The sequence below is a fragment of the Leuconostoc garlicum genome, assembly GCF_001998805.1.
Taxonomy (GTDB): Bacteria; Bacillota; Bacilli; order Lactobacillales; family Lactobacillaceae; genus Leuconostoc; species Leuconostoc lactis.
The window spans coordinates 992,974-1,008,960 of sequence record NZ_CP016329.1 but is presented as its reverse complement, the minus strand read 5'-3'; the positions used below and the strand labels follow the sequence as shown (position 1 = coordinate 1,008,960).

Genomic DNA, 15,987 nt, shown 5'->3' with positions numbered 1-15,987 from the left:
GCCTAGTTTAACCCCCTAGATAAGCGGCTCGAACATCACTTGATGCGAGTAATTCTGCACCAGTCCCAGTGGCCATAACTTGGCCACTCTCCAATACATAGCCTCGATCTGCTATTTTAAGGGCTTGGTGGGCATTTTGTTCAATCACCAACACCGTGACGCCAGTTTGGCGAATTTGTTGGATAATCGCAAATATTTTTTGGATATAAAGTGGTGCTAACCCCATTGACGGCTCATCCAGCAAGATAATTTTTGGTTGCGCCATTAAAGCTCGCCCAATTGCTAACATTTGCTGTTCACCGCCAGATAAGGTCGCTGCATCTTGGTTTTTTCGCTCAGCTAAAATTGGAAACAAGGTAAAAACATGCGCCAACGTTGCCTTTAGCTGTTGTGTGTTATGCACAGTATAAGCACCTAAGCGTAAATTCTCCAACACACTCATCCCAGGAAAAACATGACGCCCTTCCGGGACCTGCACAATGCCCTGTCGCACACGGGTTTCAGAAGACAGCCCCTTTAAGTCTTGGCTATTAAATAACATCTGGCCAGCCACTGGTTTTTCTAAGCCAGAAATACCACGCAGAATTGTACTTTTGCCCGCACCATTAGCGCCAATCAACGTCACAATTTCACCACGGTTCACGACAAAATTAACCTGTTGCACGGCTTTAATAGGCCCATAATGAATACTCAGATTGGTGACTTGTAAAATCTGCTCGGTCATGACACGTCCTCTCCTAGATAAGCCTTAATCACGGCCGGATGCTGTTGGATTTCACTTGGCGTCCCACTTGCTAAGACTTTACCGTACTCGAGCACATAAATACGTTGACTAATCGCCATTACCAGGTTCATATCATGTTCAATCAAAATAATTGTCATGTTAAACTGCGTCTGGACCTGTTGAATTAAGTGCGTCAAAGCCTGTGTTTCTTGTGGATTCATCCCCGCAGCCGGTTCATCTAAAAATAAAATTTTGGGTTCAGTCGCCAGCGCGCGAACTATTTCCAGACGACGCTGTTGACCATAAGGTAAATTACCCGCCAATTCATCAGCAACAGCAGTCATATCAAACATTGCCAGTAGTCCCATTGCGCGTTGTTTTTTATGCGCTTCTGTTTGATAAAACTTAGGCGTTCGCAACAACGCCCCAAGTGTTTGAGCCTGACTTGTTGTGGTCATCGCAATTAATACGTTTTCCAAGACGGTCCGGCTGGTAAACAACCTAATATTTTGGAAAGTTCGTGCCATCCCGCGTTGGGCACGATGATGCGGCGCCAAGCCATTTAAGTTTGCTAATTGCTGGCCATCAAACATCGTCACCGTTCCGGCGGTCGGTTGATACACACCAGTTAAGAGATTGAACAGCGTGGTTTTACCTGCACCGTTTGGGCCAATTAACCCAATCAATTCATTATCATGCGCTTCAATATTGACCTGATTGACGGCCGTCACACCACCAAAGGCAATACTTAAATCATGCGTTTTTAGAATGGTTGTCATGCTCGCCCCCTGTATCAAACAATAACGCTTTTAACGACAATTCAGCTGTTCCCAGCAATCCCTTTGGTCGGAAAATCATGACGACAATTAAGACAACAGCGTAAATGACCATACGGAGCGGTCCAAAATTTTGTAAGACAACGTCCAGCATCCCCAAAATAACCGCTGTTACAACTGTGCCACTCATAGAGCCAATCCCGCCTAACACCACAATAATCAATATAGTAATGGTTTGCATAAAGGTATAATCTTGTGGGGAAACCGACTGAATAAAACTAGCCCGGAGACCACCCGCCAAGGCAGCCAACATCGCCCCAATCACAAAGGCTATCACTTTATACTTTGTCGTATTGATGCCAAGTGAGGCGGCAGCAATTTCATTATCACGCACGGCAATAATGGCTTGTCCGGTCGTGCTCCGTACAAAGTTCACAACTAAGACGATGACGACGACGCTCAAGCCAAAGACCATCTGCCAATTGACAAAATTAGGAATACCAAAAATACCAGCCGGTCCACGCGTTATTTTCAGGTTAATAATCACGATTCGAATAATTTCAGCGACACCAAGTGTTGCAATCGCCAGATAATCACCCCGTAGTCGTAAAGTGGGGATGCCAACCAGCAACGCGATGACACCACTAATGCCCATCCCAATAATCAAACTCAGGCCAAAACCTAAAATATTGGGCACCGCACTGGCAATCAACGCCGTGGCATAAGCGCCCACGGCCATAAAACCAGCATGGCCTAACGAAAATTGCCCCGACATGCCAATCACTAAATTCAAGCCCACTGCCGCAATCACGTTAATGCCGATTAAGACCAAAGTGGTCAACCCATACTGGCCAATCACCCCAACAATGGTCATCACCTCAACTAGGACAAAAACCATCCCAGCCAAACCGGCCCAACTTAATGTATACTTCAAATGTGTTCGATCCATTGTGCTACACCTTTTCTCGCCCCTGATTACCCAAAATACCAGTCGGTTTCCAGAGTAAAATCAGAATTAAACTCCCATATACCACGGCATCTTTGTAATCAGATAGGCCAACAGCTTGCGTTAAGGTTTCTAAAATACCAATGAGCCAACCACCTAATGCGGCACCAGGAATTATTCCAATACCACCAAGAACAGCCGCCACAAACGCTTTAATCCCTGGCGTCATGCCCATCAACGGATCAATATTGTTGTAATAAAGGCCAATCAGTATCCCACCCGCAGCTGCTAAAGCTGAGCCAACAGCGAAAGTAAATGAAATGGTGCGATTAACATTAATCCCCATCAACACTGCAGCTTCTTGATCAGCCGAAACGGCACGCATAGCGCGCCCCATTTTTGTTTTTTGGACAATCAGTGTCAACGCTAACATCAATATCACTGCTGTGCCAATAATCAGTAGTTGAATATTCGAAATTTGTAGTTGGCCAACATGATATTGTACGGTGGCAATCGCTTGTGGAAAAGCACGCTTATCCGAACCAAAGGCGTAGCTCATCCCATTTTCTAGTAAAAACGAAACCCCTAAAGCTGAGATTAAGACGGCAATACGCGGTGAATGCCGTAATGGTCGATAGGCGACTAATTCAATTAACACCCCCACACCGGCACTCACAATCATCGACAGGATGAGGGCCACAAAGAAATTCAGGTGCCAAATTTTGATGAAAAAATAACCAAAGTAAGCGCCCAACATATACACATCACCGTGTGCAAAGTTAATTAACTTGATAATGCCATAAACCATGGTATAACCCAAAGCTAATAACGCATATACACTGCCCAATATCACACCGTTTAGCAGCTGTTGTAGAATACTTGCCACAGTTCAGCCCCTTATTTCACAACCATTGCAGTTGTATCTTTACCATCGGTCACACCAACCATGACGATTGACTTTTTGGGGTTATGGAACGCATCCATCGTCATCTTCCCCGTCACGCCATCCAAATTTTTGATATGCGCTAAGCCGGTGGTAATTTTGGCACGATCAACAGATTTTTCATCTTCAATCGCTTGCTTAATCATGTAGACGGCATCATAAGCCAATGCCGTAAATTGTGATGGTGCTTCGCCATAGGCCTTCTTATAAGCCGTCACAAACGGTGTTGCTGCATCTGTAGCAGGTGCCTGCGTTGAAAAATGCGCCGCATAATAGACATTAGACGTATTTTGATTACCCGCAATTTCTGCCAACTTTGGATCGCCCAAACCGTCAGGGCCAATCACTGGTACGTTAATGCCCATGTCACGTGCTTGTTTCAAAATAGCACCAGCTTCTGTGTAATAGCCATTAATCACAATGGCATCAAACTTCTGATCTTTAATTTTAGTCAACATGGCTTGGAAATCTTTATCTCCGGCTTGGTAAGATAGCGTGTCTACCACATGACCCTTGTAGGCTTTTTTGAAAGCTGCCGTAATGCCTGTCCCATAATCTGATGAATTATCTTGGAAAATAACAACATTTTTTGCTTTCACTTGATCATCAGCAAATTGTGCCATCTTAGTGCCCAAATAAGAATTTTTAAATTGCGCCCGGAAGACATAAGGTTGTACTTTGCCATCTTTTTGCACTGTAATGCTATCTGCCCCAGCAGTTGGGGACATCATTGGGGTTTGCCCTTTAGTGGCGGCTGGTATGGCTGCTTGCGTAGCCGCTGTTGTCACTGGCCCAACAATGGCATTCACTTTGTCATTGTTGATTAAACGCGTTGTGACCGCTGCTGCTTCCGTATTGTCTGACTTACTGTCTTTATTAATCATTTCAACAGTATAAGTTTTGCCATTCACCTTAATCCCACCGGCAGCGTTAATCCGCTTCACGGCAAATTTTGCCCCTTTTTGTTCCGCCTCACCATAAGCTGATGCATCACCAGAGGTGTCAAACACGCCACCAATTTTGATCACCGAACGCGACGCGTTGGCTGATTTTTTCGTCATGCCAATGCCGATGACAGCCCCAATAACAACGACAAATGCCACAATGATTACGATTATTTTTTTCATTACTTTTCCCCTTAGCGCGATGGCTTAGATCATTTCCAAATGCAATTGGTTTGGTTTTGCCCAGCCCATCTTGCGCATCAAACGGTAGCCAACAAAGGATACCACCACTGGAATAGCAACGCCGATGACCATATAAGCCGCAAACGCGATTGGGTTCGAACCAGCCAAAGCCAATGGGACGATAAATGAGTTAAAGCCAATACCTGCCATCGCAAATGGTGCTGTCACATGAAAGACCATCGTTGCAATAGGCGCTGCAATCGCTGCCCCTATCATTGGTGGGATAATCAAAGCTGGATTTTCGGTCAAGTTTGGGAACTGAATTTTTGGTGTCACGATACCTTGGGCGATGGTAGCACCAATCTTATTTTCATGAAATGACATTGCTGGGAAGCCAACAAATACTGCAGTTGTCCCAATCAAAATGGCACCGGCGGCTACTGGAGAGGTCACCCCAGTAGCCCCAATCGCTACAGCTAAAGCCGCAGCGGATGCGGGCGTCATCGTCAAGGCCCCAAAAACCATTGCCACAACTGCTGTCCCGATAATTGGACTAATAGCAACACTTGCCGCAATGAATTGCCCAACTGCTACCAACGCCGGTGTGGTAATCATGGCCAAATAGTAACCACTCACCGTGCCCACAATTGTAGTAGCCGCTGGTACAATGACCATATCTAACGGCGTCTTCCCACTCAACCATTTACCAAAGACAACTGCAATCACCGCGGCAAGCACGGCAGAAATCGGTTGGCCGGTCGTAATGATTGCTGAACCAGCCGCTTGTGAGCCAGCATAACCAGTAGCTGTTACCCCTTGCACGGCAGATGAGCTAAAGAACACCGCATTAGCCCCAACAGTTGAAGCAGCCATGGCACTAAACATCACCATTGTATTGGTTTTCATTTGTGACGCCACCGCAGCTCCAAAGGCGGCTGGCAACATAATTTTCGTGATTGCGCCCATTTGCACCATTGGCGCCCAATTAATAAATCCCGCAATGGTTTGTAACAACAATCCCATTCCCAATGTGACCAAAATTGCATTGGATACTGCTGCTGACGTATTATAAACGAGTTCGCGCATTGACGCCTTGGCTTCAACCGCTTTTTCTTGGATATGTTCTGTGTCCACTGGACTTGCTGCTGTCATTGCATTTTGTGCCATAATCTTAATTCCCTTTCATTTACACTTCAATTGAGCCGTGCAACCATCGGGAACAAGAAAACGCCCCAACGATTGCTCGTTAGGACGTTTTCACGTATTTTTTCCTAACCAGCCACTACACTTTGTAAAAGTCTAGTAGCTGATTTGCTCAAATAACAACCTACTAGACTCAGATGAGAAGGAGGTTGAGGAGGAGTGTGTGGTTAACTTGCTTACTAAATGTTTGTGTCATGAGCGTTCTCCCTTTTGAGCAATTACTTGCTTGTTTCTTGATGAGTATTACTATAAACAACTTAAAAAACAATGTCAACACTTTTAATTTAATTCATTTTATTTTAATAAAAAAAGACTTGCAAGCAAGTCTTTCAAAATTACATTGTTCCAAACAAACGATCACCGGCATCTCCGAGACCTGGCACAATATAACCATTTTCATTTAAGCTATCATCCAGTGACCCAGTATAAATATCCACGTCTGGATGTGCGTCTTGCACGGCTTTCACCCCTTCTGGCGCTGAAACTAACGTAATCAACTTGATGTTTTTGGCCCCGCGCTTCTTTAAAGCAGAAATCGCATCCTTGGCCGAACCACCTGTTGCTAACATTGGATCAACAAGCAAGACATCACGTTGGTCAATATCTTCTGGTAACTTGATGAAATACTCCACTGGTTCCAAAGTTTCTTCATCACGATACATACCAATATGGCCAATTTTTGCGGCTGGAATGAGTTGCACAATCCCATCAACCATGCCCAAACCAGCACGCAGAATTGGTACAACCGCCAACTTCTTACCAGCTAATTGCTTCTTCGTTGTCGTTGCCACGGGTGTTTCAATCACCACATCTTCTAATTGTAAATCACGACTTGCTTCATAAGTCATGAGCATTGCAATTTCGTCAACCAGTGCACGAAAATCTTTTGTGCCCACATTCTTTTGACGAATCATTGTTAGCTTATGTTGGATCAAGGGATGATCCATCTCAACAAATTTTCCCATGATAATCAATTTCGCGGGTAAAACAAACCTACCACGCGTTCCTTCCAATTAGTTACTGTGTCTATTATAACAAAAAAGCCCCGATATGGGGATTTTCTAAAGGTTAAAACGACTCATCAACTTTTACTGTCACGCTGGATTTTTGCGTGATTTGGGCTAAACTATAAACGCCAAGACCAACGAACGTCCCAACAGCAGCTGGGACCAACCAGCCAAATCCCAAGGCTGAAAATGGGATCAATTGATGGTAAGTATTCACGACTTGTTGTGCCAATCGACCGGACATAAAGGGGGAACTAGCCAAGGCATCAAGTAGCGCTGGTAAGGCGACAAAGCCCACCACACTACGGTAGACAACCGGTGCGTAATTGAAATATTTTGCCGTCAGCGATAGCATAATTAACACCAGTGAAATTGGATATAAAAACATTAAGACAGGGACTGACCAAGCCACAATGTTTGTCAAGCCCGCATTCGCTGTGACAAATGACCCAAAGGCGATGACCCGCAAAAACCATAAATAACTCACTTTTGGAAATACCAAATGCATATCTTGGGCAAATGAGACAAATAAACCCATTGCCGTGGTAAAGACAGCCAATGTCACCACAACGCCTGTCAAAGCCGTCCCAAAATTACCAGCATAATGGGCAACAATTTGGGCAAAAGCGTCGCCACCGTTAGCAGCGGCCTTAAATTGTCCTAAACTCGTCACCCCAAGCAATACCAATGCGGCATATAACACCGCTTCCGCCACAATACTGAGTAAGCCGGCTTTTGCCAACACTTGCGAGACTTGGGCATCACGGAAGCCTAACGCTTTCACGGCATAAACTACCGAAACAGCTAAGGCTAATAATGCAATCCCATCCATGGTATTATAACCATCTAAAATACCTTGAAAACCAGCATGAGCTTGATACGTTGCACTCACCGCTTGATGCGTACTTCCCATTGGCATCACGAGCGCCAACAACAAGACGACGAGCAACAAGGCGAGAAACAGTGGATTCAAATATTTCCCGACCCATTTCATCAAACCAGATTGTTTGACCGTTAAATAGTATGCTAACCCGAAAAAGGCGCCTGAAAATAGCAGCATACCGAGTCCTTGATCTTTTGGTGCCAAAAATGGGGCAACCCCCATTGAAAAGGCGGTTGCGGCCGTACGTGGTATGCCAAAAAATGGCCCAATCGTCAAATGAATGGCAACCAGAAACGCCAAGCCAAACCAATGGCCAACCGGCTTGGCAACATCATAAACACTCCGACTGTGGGTGACACTGACAGCTAGCATAGCGAGAAACGGCACCACCGTCCCTGTCACTAAGAAACCAAGCGTTGCTGGTAGCCAATTACCACCAGCGAGTTGGCCTAACTGGACTGGAAAAATCAAATTACCAGCGCCAAAGAACATCCCAAAAATTAATGAAGCAATCAAAACTAATTGTTGCCAAGTGAGTTTTTTATTTGTCATGTGGCTTACTTTCCTTTCACGTTGACGACAACTTCACCAAAGCCACCAGTAAAAGTGGCGCGCCATTGACCAGCGGTGAGTTGTGGTGGCAATAAGAATGTTCCCGTTGACGCCTTTGTCCCTGCTGGGAAGTCTTTTCCTTGTGCTGCTAATTTGCCCACTAACCATTGCAATGCCAACACGGGATTGTCCAACACCGCTGCCCCTGTCCCTTGCGCAACTACCGTGTCATTATAGGTGAGTGTGGCTTGCACATCAGCCAATTCGGCAACCGTTAAGGTTGCACCATCGCGGTTGTCACCGGCAACTACTGCGCCACCTACTGCACAGTCACTCAAAACAAGGTACTTATTTAAGGTCGGAAACCAATCCTTAAAACGGGCGTCTGGTACTTCTAAAGCTGGCGCAACCCTAGTATTTTTCAGTAAGGTTTCGGTAGACATATCAGGTGTTAAAGCCACTTTCGCGGTAAAGAGTAACTCGACTTCAACCAAGGGTTCATTAAAATCGGTTAACTGTAAGTCAGTGCCAGATGGTAAAAATTTATCCGCCACCTGTGCCCCATACAACGGCGCATCGGCGGCAAACATCGCTTGCGTCTCTGGTGACGTCAGTGACACTTTATAGCCAGCCGTGGGCACGCCTTTTTGTGCCATAACGGCATCTTGTACCTGATATGCCGTTTCAAAGTCCGCAACGACGTCCACAAAATCTGCTTGATCCAACGGCGTGTGCTGTTGATAAGCCTCAAATAGTTGCTGCGCCAGGGTCGCTTGTTCGTCAGTTAATGTCATCTTTTTCCCTCCACTGAAATAAAACAAAAAGGCACGCTGCAATAAAATTGCAGCGTGCCCGTAACGGTAATCAGCTGCCTATCAATCTTACATTGATAGGCACCACAAATTGTCAGCACCTATCACGAGATAATGATAATGCTGATAATAATTTGTGTGTTTGTTTGTGCTGATAAGGTCATGTGATATTTCTCTTCTATATTTAATAATTACATTAAAACATACTCACAAAACATTGTCAACCTATCATTTAAACGTTTAGCAGACTGGTTTTTGCGCGAGCGTCATTTTGTTTTTCAGTCAAATTACGGTATAATATGATAGTTCGCACTAATAGTTTAACGGGATAAAACGGGGACCTCCTAAGTCTTTGCTCCCAGTTCGAGTCTGGGTTAGTGCATGAAAAAAAGCTGTGGCTAATACGAGCCACAGCTTTTTATTTTGTCCCACCAGTTAGGCCTGCACGCGCTGCAATTGGTACAATCACGTTACCAATCACCATCACGAGAATGCAGCCCACAATGATTTCAAAAATCGCATTAAATGACACAATGCTAATTAACCAGCTTAGCAAATTGTGGTTTGGAATACCCGTGAAGTTCGTCTGCATCACGGTGAAGCCAATTGCGGTTAATAACACCACGCCAACCGTATTGATCAAAGCTGCTAAAATTCCTAACAACCCTAAACCAAGCGTACGCACCGCAACGGGACGTTGCCGCAAGAATCGGTTAAATAACCAGCCGATAATCAACCCGACTAAAATGCGTGGTAACAAAGCCGTCAGTGGGTTTTGAAACATTAATGAACCAATTGTCCCAGGATGTGTTAACGCATTGAAAAACGAACTCATTCCCCAAAAAAAGCCAACAATCGCTCCATATTTTGGTCCTAAAATAATCCCTGCAAGTGCCACCGTGAACTGGACAATTGTCGCACTAGCGCCGATAACAAAAGCCCCTAATGGCATCGTGCCTAACCAGGGCACCAGTGTTTGGACAAATACAATTGCCACAAACAAAGTCGTCATAATATAGTATTTCGTTTTTTGATTTGTCATAATTTATCAGTTAAAGCGTCACCTGTTTAACTGCCCTCCTATATGATAAATCTATTGTATCTCATGTTATATGTTGAACACAATGTTTAGACACGACGTCTCACATGCACGGCTAAGTAACCAGCAACTGTTCGGCTATTAACAAGATGTGATCACCAGCCATTTGCGTATAATCACTTAACTTAATCACTGCTAGTGGCACCCCAAACTCATCAGTTTGACGTTGCATTTCCGCCTTGAGATACGCTAATTGAGGTGTCAGTAAAACAATATCTGGCTGCGCCGCACGCAATTGCTCGTCAACATGGGAGTGGGAAGTCACAACAATCGTATAGCTTTTTTCTTGTGCCGTGGCTGCTTTTTTTATTGCCGACACCAGTCGGGTGATCGTTGGCGTCTGATCACCAACTAACAGCAATTTCTTGTTACCCATGGCCATGTGATGTTATCTCCTTCATGCTAAAGCTTATCATTTTAAATCCCGTATAGCGCGATTTTTAGCAAAAAGTAAGCGCTAACATGATTAATTGTAACAAAAAAAGTTACGAGACAAACTCGTAACTTTTTAAGCTAGTTATTCAAAACCTTCGGTTAATGCTTCCGGATAGAATTCACGAATAATTTCTGCTTCGTGCTTTGATAATTCTGGGAAAGCTGGATCAGCACCCAAATCTTCGTGATACATACGATCACGTGGTGACACACCACCGGCTGCATGGGTGACCTTAATCCGAACACCATCATAAGACTTGGCATCGCCAGCTTGTGCTTCGTCTTCGATATGCAACTGTGATACCATCAACAAAAGTCGTACATCGGCGTTAAGATCAGACAACATTTGTGCCTGTTCAGCGGTCAAATACAACGTCAACGCTGCTTCTGCGTTCTTACCAATCAATTCAGCTGATCGTGCTTCTTCTAATGCCTTATTGACTGCATCACGCATTGTCATAAAGGCAGCCCAGTTGGCCAATAAGTCACTGGTATCTCCAAGATCTTGCACTTCTGGCATTTCTGATAAGTAAGCGAATGCTGCTGTTTCATTTGGCAAGTATTCCCATACTTCTTCAGCTGTATGTGGCAAAATTGGCAACATCAACTTCGTCAATGCTAACAATGTTTCGTAGAAGACTGTTTGCATTGAGCGACGCGCATGACCCGTTGGTGCTTCAACGTAGACAACGTCCTTGGCAATATCCAAGTAGAACGCTGACAAGTCAACGTTAACAAAGTTAATCATCCGCTTAAAGATATCGTTAAATTGATAGTTATCGTAATAACCACGAATATCCTTGACAAAGTCGTTTAACAAGACTGAGAAGTATTGATCATGGCCAGCACGGTCGGCAAATGGCACAGCATCTGTTGCATAGTTAAAGTCAGAAGCGTTGGCCATCAAGAAACGCAATGTGTTACGTAGCTTACGGTAACTTTCAGACACTTGCTTCAAAATGTCGTTTGAAACTGGCATATCTTGTGAAGTATCCACAGAAATTGTCCACAAACGAAGAATTTCAATCCCCATTTGATCCGCCACATCAAGTGGTGAAATCGTGTTCCCTAATGACTTTGACATTTTGTTGCCGTTACCATCAAGCGTAAAGCCTTGTGATAACACATTTTTATATGGTGCATGACCAGTTGCCGCCACTGACGTGATCAATGAAGAGTTGAACCAGCCACGGTATTGATCTGATCCTTCCAAATACAAATCAGCTGGGTAATCAAGCTGTTCACGCGTGTTCATGACCCCTGCCCAAGATGAACCTGAATCAAACCACACATCCATAATATCTTCTTCCTTAGTGAAGATACCATTTGGTGAATGTTCATTGGTATAGCCTTCTGGCAATAAGTCTTTTGCGTCATGTTCAAACCAATAGTTTGAGCCATGCTTTTCAAACAAATCAGCAACATGATTAATCACTGCTTGATCAAGAATTGGTGTTTGATCTTCCGCATAGAAGATTGGCAATGGCACACCCCAGACACGTTGACGTGAGATAACCCAGTCACCACGATCACGAATCATGTTGTACAAGCGCTTCTTACCCCATTCTGGGTAGAAATTCACGTTGTCCAATTCATCTAAGATATTTTGACGGAACTTTTCAACTGAGGCAAACCATTGTGGCACGGCACGCCAGATGATTGGCTTCTTTGTCCGCCAGTCAAATGGATAAGAATGGGTAATCTTTTCCTTGGCCAAGAAAACATTGGCTTCAGATAATTTGTTAATCACAAGACCCACGACGTCATCATAGAACTTACCTTCAAAGTCTGCACCAGCATTCTTAGTCATGTAACCCTTTTCGTCAACTGTCACCGCAACTTCAAGACCATATTCTTTTCCAACGTTAAAGTCATCTTCACCAAATCCAGGTGCTGTATGAACTAGTCCAGTACCAGAATCGAGCGTGACGTGATCCCCATTCATTACCAGTTCTTCAACGTCTTCATCCCATGGGTGATAAACTGTGATACGGTCTAATTCATGGCCCTTGTAAGTAGCGAGAACTTCATACTTGTCCCAGCCAAACTTAGGCGCAATGGCTTCTAAACGGCCGGCTGCAACGACGAATTTACGCGTTTCACCTTTGGGTTGCACCACAACATAATCCATGTCAGGGCCAAGCGTGATACCACGTGAAGCTGTCACCGTAAATGGTGTTGTCGTCCAAACCACTAAGTACGTATCTGAATCAAGAATACCCTTGCCATCTTTCACGCGGTTGGCATAATAAAGTGACGTTGAATCAATATCATGATATTCAATTTCCGCTTCCGCCAATGCTGATTCAGACGACCATGACCAATAAACCGGCTTTGAGCCCTTAAAGATATAACCCTTACCAGCCATTTCACCAAAGACACGAACTTGCGCGGCTTCAAATTCTGGTTGTAGCGTAATATAAGGGTTTTCCCAATCGGCCATAATGCCTAAGCGCTTAAAGTCTTGGCGTTGCTTATCAACTTGTTCTAAGGCAAAATCCTTGGCCAAATCACGCCAAGCGGCCTTTGGCATTGACTTGCGATCGTGGCCGGCCTTGGTAAGTTGTTGTTCGATTGGCAAGCCATGCGTATCCCAACCTGGTACATATGGGGCATAGAAGCCCGCCATATTCTTATAACGGACAATAATATCCTTTGAAATTTTGTTCAAAGCGTGACCCAGGTGAATATTCCCATTGGCGTACGGTGGGCCATCATGCAAATTAAAATGTGGCTTTGTTTCGTTTTGTGCCAAACGCTTTTGGTACAAATTTTCATCATACCACTTTTGTTGGCGTACTGGTTCTGTCTTAGGCAGTGACCCACGCATTGGAAAATCAGTTTTTCCTAAGTTCAATGTGTCTTTATATTTCATCAATTGTCTCCTATTTGATTTTTTTCAAATGATAAGCCATAAAAAAGCGTCCCTAGGCAAATGCCTAGGGACGCTTTCGCGTGGTACCACCCAACTTCGGGTGCATAAAACACCCCTCAAGTCAGTGTTAACGATCTGCACCGTTTGAACTTACTATTTGTTCAGTCCAACAAACTCAATAACTGATCTGAAAGGTTACAGGGACGGTCATCTCCAACCACCATGACTCGCTTGACGTATGTTAACCAATCTTTCTGTGTTACGCTTTTTATTAATTATGATCTGGCGTTTCCGCTTCGGGAAACACGACAACTGGCCCTTGTTCAGATTCAGCGACTACTGCTTCCGCAATCACTTCTTCTTCAACAACATCATCAACTGATGCTGCTTCAACAGTCACTTGCCCAACGCGGTGAGCTGTCGCTTCACCCATTGGTAAACGATGAACAGCTTCCGCTAAATCACCATTTTCTAATAGTGTACGCTGTTGTGCCAATAATTTCAAGAAGGAATCTTTGAAACTTTCCACTTCGGCACGCAATAGGTTTTGTTCAGCGACCAAGGCAGCATTTTCTTCTGCAAGATATGTCGCTTCTGCTGCAGCCTTTGTCCGTGCATCGCTAATAATCTTTGTCGCAGATTCTTGTGCATGCATCAATTGCTTTTTAACTTCAGCATCAGCATCTTGCTTTAAGCGATCAGCGGCCTCTTGGGCAACAAAAATTGATTGGTTAACTTGTTCGCGCTTAGCTTCTAATTCATCCACGCGAACTTGTAGTTGTGCATTTTCATGCACTAAGCGGTCACGATCTGCAATGAGTGCTTCGTAATCACTGTTGATTTGATCCAAAAAGGCATCAACTTCAGAGGCAACATACGCACGTGAGCCCTTTTTAGTAAATTCATGATTTAAAATTTCATCTGGTGTTAATCCCATCATCGTCTCCTTTTAAACAAAACGCTTTGCCATGTTATCGATGAATAATATGAAAAAGTGCTTTAATTTTATCTTTTTTACTGTAGCCATCCAGGATAGCCAGCTTTACCCGACCGTACTTGCGAACGGAAATCAGGTCACCAACTTCAACAGTGTGATCAGGTTTAGCCTGTGTCACCCAATTCAAACGCACTTGTTGTTGTGTGATCAACGTTTTCGCTACGCTTCTTGGGATATCAAATGTTGCTGCAATAACCGCATCTAACCGTAACGATGGCAGTAACGTAAAGGTTTCTTCCCAATCATCCTGCGCTGTGATCGCCTGTGTCAACGGTAACACTGTCCAAGTGATTTTCACCCGACCAATCATCGTCACAGTTTGCTGAATATAGGTCAGCATTTTACTGTCGACAATGATTTGCCACCGTTGGTCCTGTCCAAGAATATCACCCACGACTGCTCGTTTAATGCCGGCATGCATCAACGCCCCCAAAATGGCTGCGTGATGTAATTCAGTAAACTTTGTTGGATAATTGATTTCCAATACCGCTAATTCAAACGCTGTCTGATCAATCTCATAAACTGCTGGCGCAATGATTGCCCGTTGACTTTCAGCGCCCGACACACCACCATCAAAATGGCTGGTTAAATCATCAGCTCGGTTAACCAGCGTTGTCAGAATGTACTGTTCTCTTGGGTTTAAAAATGGTGTGAGAATTGTACGATATTCATCTTCACTTTGCCGAATCCAATCACTCGCAAGTTGAATAAACGGTGCTTCTTCTGGTCGGAAATGCTGCGTAATAGCTGTTGTTGCTTCTGCCATATTAGACGAACAATAACACAAGATGTGTTAAGCCACTGACGGCAAAATTCAAAGCCAAAATAGCGATAATTGGTGACAAATCTAGCACACCAGCGATTGGCGGAATGAAACGGAATAAGTTCAAATACGGTACAACGATTCGTGCAAGCCACTGGCCAACACGAGATTGTTGCGCACCTGGCAGCCATGTCATCAAGATGTAAATAATAATTGCATACTCGTAGTAACGTGCAATTCGAATAACCCAACTTAAAATTTCAAGCATAGCTTAGTACCGCGTGTTGGGTTCCAAATTATCAGTTAATGTCCCTGAAATTTCAAATGTATCAGGGGTTACTAAAAAGATGGATTGTCCAATACGTTCAATTTCACCATTAACGGCGTAAACTGCGCCACCCAAGAAATCCAGGATGCGCTTCGCTTGCGCTTCGTCAATTTGTGTGAAATTAACAATGACGGCTTCGCCACCCAAAATTTGAGAGGCAATGGCCCGTGAATCAGAATAAACTTTTGGTTCAAACAAAGCAATTTTGCTATTGGCATTGTTTGGATCTGTCGTCATTGGTTGTGCAGCTTGTGGGCCTTGACGTTGAAAGTAAGTGTTTTGTTGTGAGTTTGCTTGTACAGGCTGTTGGTAGGCTTGTTGGGGCTTTTCTTGATAACCCGTGCCATATCCTTCTTCATATACATCGTCTTCTTCATTACTGAAGAGCCGTTTTAGTGTCTCGCCTAATGCCATGGTTTCTCCTTAACCGCGTTTGTTGGTGCTCTATTATGGTCAACATCATTGCGCTATCACATCGCAATAGTTATCACATAATCGTTGTCTTGCCAACGAACAC

The 15,987-nt window shown here is 44.2% G+C and carries 16 protein-coding genes and 1 tRNA gene; 1 reads left to right on the top strand and 16 read right to left on the bottom strand.

Going from position 1 to position 15,987, the window contains the following annotated elements; all coding sequences use genetic code 11:
* Positions 1-7: 7 nt before the first annotated feature.
* The 9 genes from A9176_RS05190 to A9176_RS05150 form a co-directional block, all read right to left on the bottom strand.
* Positions 8-724 (bottom strand): ABC transporter ATP-binding protein, encoded by a 717-nt coding sequence (locus A9176_RS05190; RefSeq protein WP_029509145.1) that lies wholly within the window; start codon positions 722-724, stop codon positions 8-10.
* Positions 721-1,503 (bottom strand): ABC transporter ATP-binding protein, encoded by a 783-nt coding sequence (locus A9176_RS05185; RefSeq protein ID WP_077282396.1) that lies wholly within the window; start codon positions 1,501-1,503, stop codon positions 721-723. The genes A9176_RS05190 and A9176_RS05185 overlap by 4 nt, the downstream gene beginning before the upstream one ends.
* Complete coding sequence (locus tag A9176_RS05180; RefSeq protein ID WP_077282394.1) at positions 1,478-2,449, bottom strand: branched-chain amino acid ABC transporter permease; 972 nt, start codon at positions 2,447-2,449, stop codon at positions 1,478-1,480. The genes A9176_RS05185 and A9176_RS05180 overlap by 26 nt, the downstream gene beginning before the upstream one ends.
* Positions 2,450-2,453: 4 nt before the next feature.
* Positions 2,454-3,332, bottom strand: coding sequence for a branched-chain amino acid ABC transporter permease (locus tag A9176_RS05175; protein WP_077282392.1), 879 nt, complete (start codon positions 3,330-3,332; stop codon positions 2,454-2,456).
* 11 nt (positions 3,333-3,343) lie between these two features.
* Entirely contained in the window at positions 3,344-4,516 is a 1,173-nt protein-coding gene (locus A9176_RS05170) for an ABC transporter substrate-binding protein (RefSeq protein ID WP_077282390.1), read from the bottom strand.
* A gap of 24 nt (positions 4,517-4,540) precedes the next feature.
* On the bottom strand, positions 4,541-5,683 hold the full coding sequence (locus tag A9176_RS05165; protein ID WP_077282388.1) for a PTS sugar transporter subunit IIC: 1,143 nt from the start codon (positions 5,681-5,683) through the stop codon (positions 4,541-4,543).
* 371 nt (positions 5,684-6,054) lie between these two features.
* Positions 6,055-6,684, bottom strand: a complete 630-nt coding sequence (gene upp / locus A9176_RS05160; RefSeq protein ID WP_029509138.1) for a uracil phosphoribosyltransferase — start codon at positions 6,682-6,684, stop codon at positions 6,055-6,057.
* 103 nt (positions 6,685-6,787) lie between these two features.
* Positions 6,788-8,161 (bottom strand): branched-chain amino acid transport system II carrier protein, encoded by a 1,374-nt coding sequence (gene brnQ, locus A9176_RS05155; protein ID WP_077282386.1) that lies wholly within the window; start codon positions 8,159-8,161, stop codon positions 6,788-6,790.
* 5 nt (positions 8,162-8,166) lie between these two features.
* Positions 8,167-8,955, bottom strand: coding sequence for a 2-keto-4-pentenoate hydratase (locus tag A9176_RS05150; RefSeq protein ID WP_077282384.1), 789 nt, complete (start codon positions 8,953-8,955; stop codon positions 8,167-8,169).
* A 327-nt stretch (positions 8,956-9,282) separates the two neighbouring features.
* On the opposite strand from A9176_RS05150, the gene A9176_RS05145 reads away from it, so the two are divergent.
* A tRNA-Arg gene (locus tag A9176_RS05145) sits at positions 9,283-9,355 on the top strand.
* Between the two features lie 36 nt (positions 9,356-9,391).
* Here the strand turns inward: A9176_RS05145 and A9176_RS05140 are convergent.
* The 7 genes from A9176_RS05140 to A9176_RS05110 form a co-directional block, all read right to left on the bottom strand.
* Positions 9,392-10,015 carry an ECF transporter S component gene (locus A9176_RS05140; RefSeq protein WP_068850249.1) on the bottom strand — a complete coding sequence of 208 codons (624 nt, stop codon included), beginning with the start codon at positions 10,013-10,015 and terminating at the stop codon, positions 9,392-9,394.
* 112 nt (positions 10,016-10,127) lie between these two features.
* On the bottom strand, positions 10,128-10,454 hold the full coding sequence (locus tag A9176_RS05135) for a PTS sugar transporter subunit IIB (protein ID WP_077282382.1): 327 nt from the start codon (positions 10,452-10,454) through the stop codon (positions 10,128-10,130).
* A 135-nt stretch (positions 10,455-10,589) separates the two neighbouring features.
* Positions 10,590-13,382: an isoleucine--tRNA ligase gene (gene ileS, locus A9176_RS05130; protein ID WP_077282380.1), complete on the bottom strand. Its 2,793-nt coding sequence runs from the start codon at positions 13,380-13,382 to the stop codon at positions 10,590-10,592.
* A 271-nt stretch (positions 13,383-13,653) separates the two neighbouring features.
* On the bottom strand, positions 13,654-14,319 hold the full coding sequence (locus tag A9176_RS05125) for a DivIVA domain-containing protein (protein ID WP_029509132.1): 666 nt from the start codon (positions 14,317-14,319) through the stop codon (positions 13,654-13,656).
* A gap of 34 nt (positions 14,320-14,353) precedes the next feature.
* Complete coding sequence (locus A9176_RS05120) at positions 14,354-15,145, bottom strand: RNA-binding protein (protein WP_077282378.1); 792 nt, start codon at positions 15,143-15,145, stop codon at positions 14,354-14,356.
* Position 15,146: 1 nt separating this feature from the next.
* Positions 15,147-15,410 (bottom strand): YggT family protein, encoded by a 264-nt coding sequence (locus A9176_RS05115; RefSeq protein ID WP_010001958.1) that lies wholly within the window; start codon positions 15,408-15,410, stop codon positions 15,147-15,149.
* Positions 15,411-15,413: 3 nt separating this feature from the next.
* Positions 15,414-15,884, bottom strand: a complete 471-nt coding sequence (locus A9176_RS05110; protein WP_029509128.1) for a cell division protein SepF — start codon at positions 15,882-15,884, stop codon at positions 15,414-15,416.
* Positions 15,885-15,987: the final 103 nt, after the last annotated feature.

What these genes read in the sequence shown, in the direction of transcription:
- A9176_RS05190 (WP_029509145.1), bottom strand. Translation starts at nt 724, where the DNA reads ATGACCGAGCAGATTTTACAAGTCACCAATCTGAGTATTCATTATGGG.
- A9176_RS05185 (WP_077282396.1), bottom strand. Translation starts at nt 1,503, where the DNA reads ATGACAACCATTCTAAAAACGCATGATTTAAGTATTGCCTTTGGTGGT.
- A9176_RS05180 (WP_077282394.1), bottom strand. Translation starts at nt 2,449, where the DNA reads ATGGATCGAACACATTTGAAGTATACATTAAGTTGGGCCGGTTTGGCT.
- A9176_RS05170 (WP_077282390.1), bottom strand. Translation starts at nt 4,516, where the DNA reads ATGAAAAAAATAATCGTAATCATTGTGGCATTTGTCGTTGTTATTGGG.
- A9176_RS05165 (WP_077282388.1), bottom strand. Translation starts at nt 5,683, where the DNA reads ATGGCACAAAATGCAATGACAGCAGCAAGTCCAGTGGACACAGAACAT.
- upp (WP_029509138.1), bottom strand. Translation starts at nt 6,684, where the DNA reads ATGGGAAAATTTGTTGAGATGGATCATCCCTTGATCCAACATAAGCTA.
- brnQ (WP_077282386.1), bottom strand. Translation starts at nt 8,161, where the DNA reads ATGACAAATAAAAAACTCACTTGGCAACAATTAGTTTTGATTGCTTCA.
- A9176_RS05150 (WP_077282384.1), bottom strand. Translation starts at nt 8,955, where the DNA reads ATGACATTAACTGACGAACAAGCGACCCTGGCGCAGCAACTATTTGAG.
- A9176_RS05140 (WP_068850249.1), bottom strand. Translation starts at nt 10,015, where the DNA reads ATGACAAATCAAAAAACGAAATACTATATTATGACGACTTTGTTTGTG.
- A9176_RS05135 (WP_077282382.1), bottom strand. Translation starts at nt 10,454, where the DNA reads ATGGCCATGGGTAACAAGAAATTGCTGTTAGTTGGTGATCAGACGCCA.
- ileS (WP_077282380.1), bottom strand. Translation starts at nt 13,382, where the DNA reads ATGAAATATAAAGACACATTGAACTTAGGAAAAACTGATTTTCCAATG.
- A9176_RS05125 (WP_029509132.1), bottom strand. Translation starts at nt 14,319, where the DNA reads ATGGGATTAACACCAGATGAAATTTTAAATCATGAATTTACTAAAAAG.
- A9176_RS05120 (WP_077282378.1), bottom strand. Translation starts at nt 15,145, where the DNA reads ATGGCAGAAGCAACAACAGCTATTACGCAGCATTTCCGACCAGAAGAA.
- A9176_RS05115 (WP_010001958.1), bottom strand. Translation starts at nt 15,410, where the DNA reads ATGCTTGAAATTTTAAGTTGGGTTATTCGAATTGCACGTTACTACGAG.
- A9176_RS05110 (WP_029509128.1), bottom strand. Translation starts at nt 15,884, where the DNA reads ATGGCATTAGGCGAGACACTAAAACGGCTCTTCAGTAATGAAGAAGAC.